Genomic DNA, 8,441 nt, shown 5'->3' with positions numbered 1-8,441 from the left:
GTCTCGCCTGAGCAGATCGTGGCCGCCGTTATGATTTTTGAAGGCTTCGGAGTTACCGTCAACTGAAGTTCCTGATCCGCCGTACATCCGTTGTTTGTAACGGTATAGGTTCCGCCTGTCGTGTAAGCCGTCGAGTTGACCGCCCAATTATAGGTGTCGCCAGAACAGATCGTGGCTGTCGTTATGATTTTTGCCGGCTTCGGAGTTACCGTCAACTGAAGTTCCTGATCCGCCGTGCAGCCGTTGTTTGTAACGGTATAGGTTCCGCCTGTCGTGTAAGCCGTCGAGTTCACCACCCAATTATAGGTATCACCGGAACAGATCGTGGCCGTCGTTATGATTTTTGAAGGCTTCGGAGTTACCGTCAACTGCAGTTCCTGATCGGCTGTGCATCCGTTGTTCAATATCGGATAAGTTCCCCCAACGGTATAGTCAACTGAGTTTGCAGACCATGTATAAATCTCCCCAGAACAGATCGTGGCTGTCGTTATGATTTTTGCAGGCTTCGGAGTCACTGTCAACTGAAGTTCCTGATCGGCCGCGCATCCGTTGTTCAATAGCGGATAAGTTCCCCCGACGGTATAGTCAACTGAGTTTGCAGACCATGTATAAGTCTCCCCAGAGCAGATCGTGGCCGTCGTTATGATTTTTGAAGGCTTCGGAGTTACCGTCAACTGAAGTTCCTGATCGGCGGTACAGCCGTTGTTTGTAATTGTATAGGTTCCGCCTGTCGTATAAGCCGTCGAGTTCACCGCCCAATTATAAGTGTCGCCAGAACAGATCGTGGCCGTCGTTATGATTTTTGAAGGCTTCGGAGTTACCGTCAACTGCAGTTCCTGATCGGCCGTGCATCCGTTGTTCAATATCGTATAAGTGCCCCCGACGCTATAGTCAACTGAGTTTGCAGACCATGTATAAGCCTCGCCTGAGCAGATCGTGGCCGTTGTTATGATTTTTGCAGGCTTCGGAGTTACCGTCAACTGAAGTTCCTGATCCGCCGTGCAGCCGTTGTTTGTAACGGTATAGGTTCCTCCTGTCGTATAAGCCGTCGAGTTCACCGCCCAATTATAGGTATCACCAGAACAGATCGTGGCTGTCGTGACCACTTTGGCCGGTTTCGGGGTTACTGTAACATTTACAGATGTTCTTATACTTTCGCAATTATTTGTGGTCTGACTTACATAATAAGTTCCATCGGTCAGTGTTTCAGTTCCTGAATATAATGTTCCGCCAGAATTGGCATTATACCATTTTAAATTATTTCCTGTTGCTACTAAATCATTTACTGTTTTTCCGTCAACTACACAAAATGTTTGAGATGCAGCTGAAGGTGCAGAAGGCATAGTATTTACAGTTACCGTCACAGGAGTAGAAGAAATGCTATAGCAACCCGAAGCGTTTGTTACCTGAACACTATAGCTTCCTGAATTTGAAACTGTAATAGATTGAGTTGTTGAACCGTTTGACCATAAGTAACCTATTCCGCTAGTTGAAGTCAAAACCACACTTCCACCTGTACAGAACGTTGTTGAACTTCCTGCAGAAATACTTGGTGTCGCTGGTGTAGGGTTTACCGTAACTGCAACTAAAATTCTGCTACTTTCACAATTATTAAGTGTTTGGCTTACATAATAATTTCCTGATGTTAATGTTTCCGTTCCGTTATAAAGCGTTCCTCCTGAACTTGTATTGTACCACTTTAAATTTGTTCCTGAAGTAACAGTTAAATCACTAATTTTTTTAGCATCACCAGCACAAAATGATTGAGAATTAGCCGTTGGAGCTACTGTATTGTTTACCGTAACAGCTACTGCTGTTCTTGTGCTTTCGCAGCCATTTAAAATTTGGCTAACAAAATAAGTTCCTGAAAATAATATTTCTGTTCCGGTATATGCTATTCCACCTGAATTGGCATTATACCATTTTTTAGTTGCACCTGAGGTTAAAGTAACCACTAAATCATTAACTATTTTATTATCAGTCGCACAAAATGTTTGGGCTGAAGCTATCGGTGCTGAAGTGGTGTTTACAGTTACTAATACTGCAGTTCTTGTACTCTCACCACAAGCATTTGACTGGCTTACATAATAAGTTCTTGTTGTCAATAATTCCGTTCCTGTATAGGCAGTTCCCGCTGTTGCAGCATCATACCATTTTTTTGTCGACCCTGTTGTTAATGTAACTGCTAAGTCATTGACCGTTTTGCCTTCATTGACGCAAAAAGTCTGAGATGAAGCAGTTGGTGCTCCTGGCACATTATTAATTGTCACAGCTACTAAAGTTCTTGCACTTTCTGCGCAACTACCTGCCGTTTGACTTACATAATAATTCCTTGTAACTAATGTTTCAGTTCCTAAATATTGTGTTCCTCCTGTGGATTGATTATACCATTTTAAGTTACTTCCTGAAACAATTAAATCACTAATTTTTTTATTCTCAGCAGCACAAAATGTCTGAGCTGAAGCAACTGGTGCAGAAGAAGAACTTATTGTTACTTGTACCGAGCTTCTATCACTTTCACATCCATTTACACTAGTTTGACTCACATAATAGGTGCCTGCAGTTAGAGCTGCATTTGCATTATATTGCGTTCCTCCTGTGGATTGATTGTACCATTTTAAATTACTTCCACTCGCTACCAAATCACTCACTTTTTTATTTTCAGAAGCACAAAACGATTGATTAGCGACCACAGTTGGAGATGCTGGCTTAACAGTCACTGCTATTACATTAGAACTATCACTAATACATCCCGAACTATTAATTATTTTTAAAGAATAAGTTCCATCATTTGTAATTGTAATACTTCTTGTATTCTCTCCTGTTGACCAAAAATAAGTACTTCCAGTCCCTCCAAGTGTGTTTGCAGAACTAGTAGATCTCAAAACTATATTTCCTGAAGTTCCACAAGTTGCTTGGCCTGAATTTACATTAATTGTTGGAGTGGTTGGTTTAGGGTTTTGATTCACCACAACAGGTTTTACAAACACACATCCTTCAGACGAAACTGCCTTTATATAATAAGTTCCTGCAATTGCTGTAGTTGGTGTTGTATATGATGTTGTTGCCAATGAATCTGTCCAATACGAAAGAGTTAAATTCGTACTACTTCCTGCCGTAATAGCTGAAGCTGTCAAATCAACTGTAGACGGTGAACAAACTGCTGCAGGATTTGTGACAATAAGATTTGACACCTTTGGATTTACTGCAGCACTCGCCGAATTATTTGCCGAATTTATATCTATTGAAGCGGGCAATGACGCCGTATTTGTATAATTACCAGTTGCTTTTACAGTCGCCGTAATTTTTAATGTAACCGATGTCTGAGCATCAACATCACCAATACTCCAAGTACCCGTTGAAGAATCATAAATACCTACAGATGAAGTTGAACTTACATAAGTATATCCTGAAGGAAGCAAATCGTTTACTGAAACTCCAGAAACATTATTCCCTCCTAGATTACTCACTTTGACAGTAAATTCTACATTGGTTCCTATACATGGCGTTGCATTATCAACTGTCTTTGTAATTCCTAAGTCGGTACATAAGGTAACCGTAACTGGCTTTGATTGTGTTTGAGCTCCACATGCCAAAGTTGATGATACAGAATAATTCCCCGTTTTAGTAGCTGTATAAGTTGATGAATTAGCACCACTAATAGCCGTTCCATTAAAATACCATTGGTATGGAGCAAAATTTGCTGGTGTTGTTAATTCAGCTGTATTATTGGTGCAACCTCCTCCTGAAATATAAGTTAAAGTTGGTTCTTCAGGCTGAGCAGCAAAATTCGAGAAAAATCCTGCCATAGAAAATCCTCCTCCTTGCTGTACAATTGATACCGTCATTTTTGTATCACTAGAAAGAGAAAGAACATTTGGGCTTGATATTTGAGTATCTTCAAAATTTATAATATACCAACCCGTTGTTCCTAATTGATGACGAGCGGTAATTCCACTAATCAATTCAATATTAGTCCCATTAACCATAACAGGATCTGTTGCGCTTCTTAAAAGAATGTATCCAAAGTAAGGTAATGTACCAGTACCGTAATTTCTAAATTTGGCCGTTTCAATAAAATTTGATCCTCCACATTCCGATACTGGAGCAATAGTTGAAATATCAACTTCACAAGATTGGGCAGTTCCTGAATATACTACGATTTTTTTGTCTGCTGAAACACGTGATGCCGAAAATGGTGTATTTAAAGATCCATTATTGAAAGTATGAAAACTTCCTGCTGTTGCTAATGTAACATTTGTAGACCCCACAATAGCACCAGTAGTCGAATAGGTATCTATTACTAAGTGTGTATCGTCTTTTGTTGCAACAACTGTAGTTTGCTCAGCTGTATTATTTCCTTTTCCTCTTTCAATAAAATATTCAGTTCCTAAAACCGTTTCAGGCGGAATCTGATTATAGGCACTATCACCACAACCATCAGGTGTATCAATTGCAGCTGATGTATTCATTACAGTGGGACTCGAAGACTCTACTAACGTCCCAATTGCCGCCTTAAATAAATAACTTTGACCTGAGTTTAAAGTAGTCGCAACTGCATTATTTATTTTTATTGTTGTATTATCAACCGTAGCCATAATGATGTAAATTGGACGCTGATCGCCAAAACCTCCAAAATTTCCTAAAGTTCCATCTCGATAATAACCCACTCTAAATCGCACTCCAAGCCCTGCATCACCAAAACTAGTCAATGCAGCATTACCTTTCAGATATTTATCATCATTATCACCTGTATTATCATCAGAAGCAACATTTCGCATATTTACTGAAGTAGGTCCAGTACTTGTAACAATCAATCCTGCTCCATTAATTACAGTATTTAATGCATACATCGGAAGATCTTTTGCTAAAAGAGCAAATCTGTAAATTGCAGGATTTCCTTTTGTAGCCGTTAAAGTTGTCTCCACAACACCATTACTCCTAGATAGCGTAATAGTTACAGGTGAAACTGAATTTGTAGCAATTACAATTTCATTGGATTTACTAAAATACTGCCAAGGTGCTGGAGCTATATAATGTTTTGTATAGAACTGAGCCGAAGCACTGTAGCTAATCAATAATAAAAATGCAATAAAAAAGTTTAGTCTAGAAAATCTAGACTGATTAGAAGTAGAGTTACGCATACGCAAGTGAGATTTGAGAAGTGCAAATATTGCCAGCTGAAAAAACTACCACAGTTTTCAGCATATAGAACAAATACGAAAAAATATAGGGATTAGATTTTGAAAAGAAAATAAAATCTTCCTTAAGATTTTTATCAAAATCAAAATTCATTTGAACCTTTTTTAGTTCAAGACATAAAAATTGTGTCATAGGTTATTTGGTAGTTTTGGTGTCGCGAAAATATATAAACACCTAGTAATTAGCTACATTAGTCGACAAAATACCTATAAAAACGTTGAATAACACCTTTTTTCGACAAAAATCAATTTCAAAAAACACTAAAACTGCTTATTTCGCAACAAAATAGAAGAATTTTCTTAAATTGTTGTAAATAAATCATTAATATCAATCATTTAAAAGAAAAACATTAAAAAATCTTACAAAACAAGCAACATTAGAATATCATATGAGTTCTTAACATTTGTTTGTTTTTTTTCGAAGGTCCAAATTGCAAAAATTTAATTTTTCTAAATCTATTTTCACAATAGAACATTTTTCTTTAAAACTATTTTTATCTAACAAAGAAAACAGTGTTGATTTTTAAATTTATTCTAAAAAAAAATCTATTTACACAATAAGTATTTGATTATCAAAATTTTAAAATAGTTAATAACTAATAATATAAGTCAAAAGATTTTCTAGATAATTTTTAATTCCATTTTATCTGTAAGAAACTAATTCAATCTTAGACATATTTATATAAGATAAAATTTACAATAATTCTAATGGTAATAATAACTGAAAAATTAAATTTAAAAATATGCAATGAAACAAATCATGAACTAATGTGTCATTAGTCGATAATTATTATCGACAAAATACATTGAGCGTATTTTATTTCTTACATCTAAAAAAAGACACACGTATCAAGCTAAAAGATAGCGCCTTACAAAAAATGTGTCATATAAAGGTGGAGATTTTTAAATAAAAAAAGAAGTATAAATAGAGCAAATTTTAATCTTAATACAGATCTCATTTTATTCTAAAAAAGAGATATTTCTTTTTAACCCTTCAAACTTTGTTCTTTTAATAGGAGAATTTTTAAAAACGGCACGAAAAGTTTCTTCTGTAATTTCAGTCCAATCTTTTTTGGAGAAAGAAAGCAAATCAGGATTCGGGTTAAACAAAGGCTCTGAATGAGGTTTTGAAAAACGATTCCATGGACAAACATCTTGGCACGTATCACAACCAAACATCCATTCATCGAATTTCCCTTTCATTTCATACGGAAGATTTTCTTTTAATTCAATTGTATAATAGGATATACATTTACTGCCATCAACGACATATGGCGCCAAAATTGCCTGCGTAGGACACGCATCAATACAAGCAGTACATGAACCGCAATGATCTGTTGTTCTGTAGTCGTATTCTAAATCAAGATCTAAAATAAGTTCTGCAATAAAATAAAAAGAGCCTACTTTTTGAGTTATTAAATTGCTGTTTTTCCCAATCCAGCCTAAACCACTTTTTGCAGCCCAAGCTTTGTCTAAAACCGGTGCCGAATCAACAAAAGCACGACCAGAAACTTCACCAATATTTTCTTCGATAGAATAAAGCAGTTCTTTTAATTTTTCTTTTATAACAAAATGATAGTCCTGTCCATATGCATATTTTGAGATTTTAAAACTATCTTCATTTTGAGATTCTGATGGAAAATAATTAAGAAGAAGAGAAACAACACTCTTAGCACCATCAACCAGTAAAGTTGGATCTAGACGTTTATCGAAATGATTTTCCATATACGCCATTTTGCCGTTATGATTGTCATTTAACCATTTTTCAAGTCGAGGAGCCTCTTCTTCCAGAAATCCAGCTTTAGAAATTCCGCAAGAGAGAAAGCCAAGCCTTTTAGCTTCGTCTTTTATAAATTTTGAATATGTCTCTTTCGAATTTACACTCATCTTCGAGAAAATGAAACTTCAACATTAACCGGTTTTAAAGTCACCAATGGATTAAATTCTATTGTATCTGTATTCGATTCAATAACATAGCGTTTCACAATCTGCGAAATTGCCAAACACATTTCATAAATAGCAAAACCTGCTCCTATACACATTCTTGGCCCAGCTCCAAAGGGATAAAAATATTGCATAGATTGTTTCTTTTGTTCACCAAGAAATCGTTCTGGAATAAATTCATCAGGATTTTCCCAATACTTAGGATTTCGATGCAATTCAAAAAATGAAATTCCAATTAAGGTGCCTTTTTTAATTTTAAAATTACCAACAACATCATCTTCTACATTTTGTCTGTCAGTAATCCATGCCGGCGGATATAAACGCATCGATTCATTTAAAACAGCATTTATATAAGACATTTTTTGTAATTGCTCAATAACATCATCAGTCTGTGATTCGATTTCAGTAATCTCATCAAAAACCTTTTGTTGCACATCTGGATACTTCCCTAAAAAGTGAAGTGTAAAAGTTAATGCATTGGCTGTGGTTTCATGGCCCGCAATAAATAAAACTTTAATTTCATCAATCAACTGCTGCATCGACATACTTTCACCAGTATCTTCATATCTGGTTTCCATAAGCATATTAAGCAAATCATTAAAATTGTCATTAGAAGAATTCCTTTCCTCGATAATTTCTTGGATAATTTGATTATTCTCTTGAGCTAATTTTAAATGTTTTTCAACCTGACCGCTTAACGAAAACCACAAAGCCTTATGAGGAAGTCTAATTTCTTTCACTAAAAATTTTTGAACTTCTTCTATTATGAATTTTATTCTATGCAGTTTTTCTTCTGAAATATAAAACTCAAATAATGATTTTGCTACAACATTAAATGCCAATTGGCTCATTGCTGTAAAAGCATTAAACGTCTCATTTTCCTTTAAACAACCAACTTCAGAACTAATAGTTTTATTCATGTTGTCAACCAACATATTCATCTTCTGTTTATGAAATGCAGGCTGAATAAGTCGCCTTTGCTGTAACCAAAAATCGCCGACATTTGTCAAAAGCCCTTTTCCTAAATATTTGGAAAGATAGACAGACTGAAACTTAGACTTATGATAATTTCTTTGGTTTTTTACTAAAATATGCTGTGCAATTTCATTATCTCTGGACAAAATCAAATACTTCGAAAAACCGATTTTCAAAGAAAAGGAATCACCCAACTTATCAAAATATCTTTTATGAAATGGTATTGGATTTCTCCTTACACCTTCTGAATCTAAAAAGAATCTGAAAATAGATAATTGATTAGGATAATTATATTTTTTGCCTGCAGACATAAAAACGAAA

At 35.6% G+C, this 8,441-nt stretch carries 3 protein-coding genes; all 3 read right to left on the bottom strand.

The annotated features are described in order from the left end of the window. Positions 1–5,144: Ig-like domain-containing protein (locus ACWA1B_RS05535; RefSeq protein WP_456904840.1), on the bottom strand; the 5,144-nt coding region annotated here is incomplete at its 3' end. 1,017 nt (positions 5,145–6,161) lie between these two features. After that, positions 6,162–7,088 (bottom strand): tRNA epoxyqueuosine(34) reductase QueG, encoded by a 927-nt coding sequence (gene queG / locus ACWA1B_RS05530; RefSeq protein WP_456904838.1) that lies wholly within the window; start codon positions 7,086–7,088, stop codon positions 6,162–6,164. Then, positions 7,085–8,431: a cytochrome P450 gene (locus tag ACWA1B_RS05525; protein WP_456904836.1), complete on the bottom strand. Its 1,347-nt coding sequence runs from the start codon at positions 8,429–8,431 to the stop codon at positions 7,085–7,087. The genes queG and ACWA1B_RS05525 overlap by 4 nt, the downstream gene beginning before the upstream one ends. Positions 8,432–8,441 lie beyond the last annotated feature (10 nt).

The organism is Flavobacterium xizangense (assembly GCF_054075145.1).
This window is presented reverse-complemented; position numbering and strand designations above follow the sequence as displayed.

Bases quoted from the DNA above. Each gene is read 5' to 3' on its own strand.
- queG (WP_456904838.1), bottom strand. From the start codon at position 7,088: ATGAGTGTAAATTCGAAAGAGACATATTCAAAATTTATAAAAGACGAA.
- ACWA1B_RS05525 (WP_456904836.1), bottom strand. From the start codon at position 8,431: ATGTCTGCAGGCAAAAAATATAATTATCCTAATCAATTATCTATTTTC.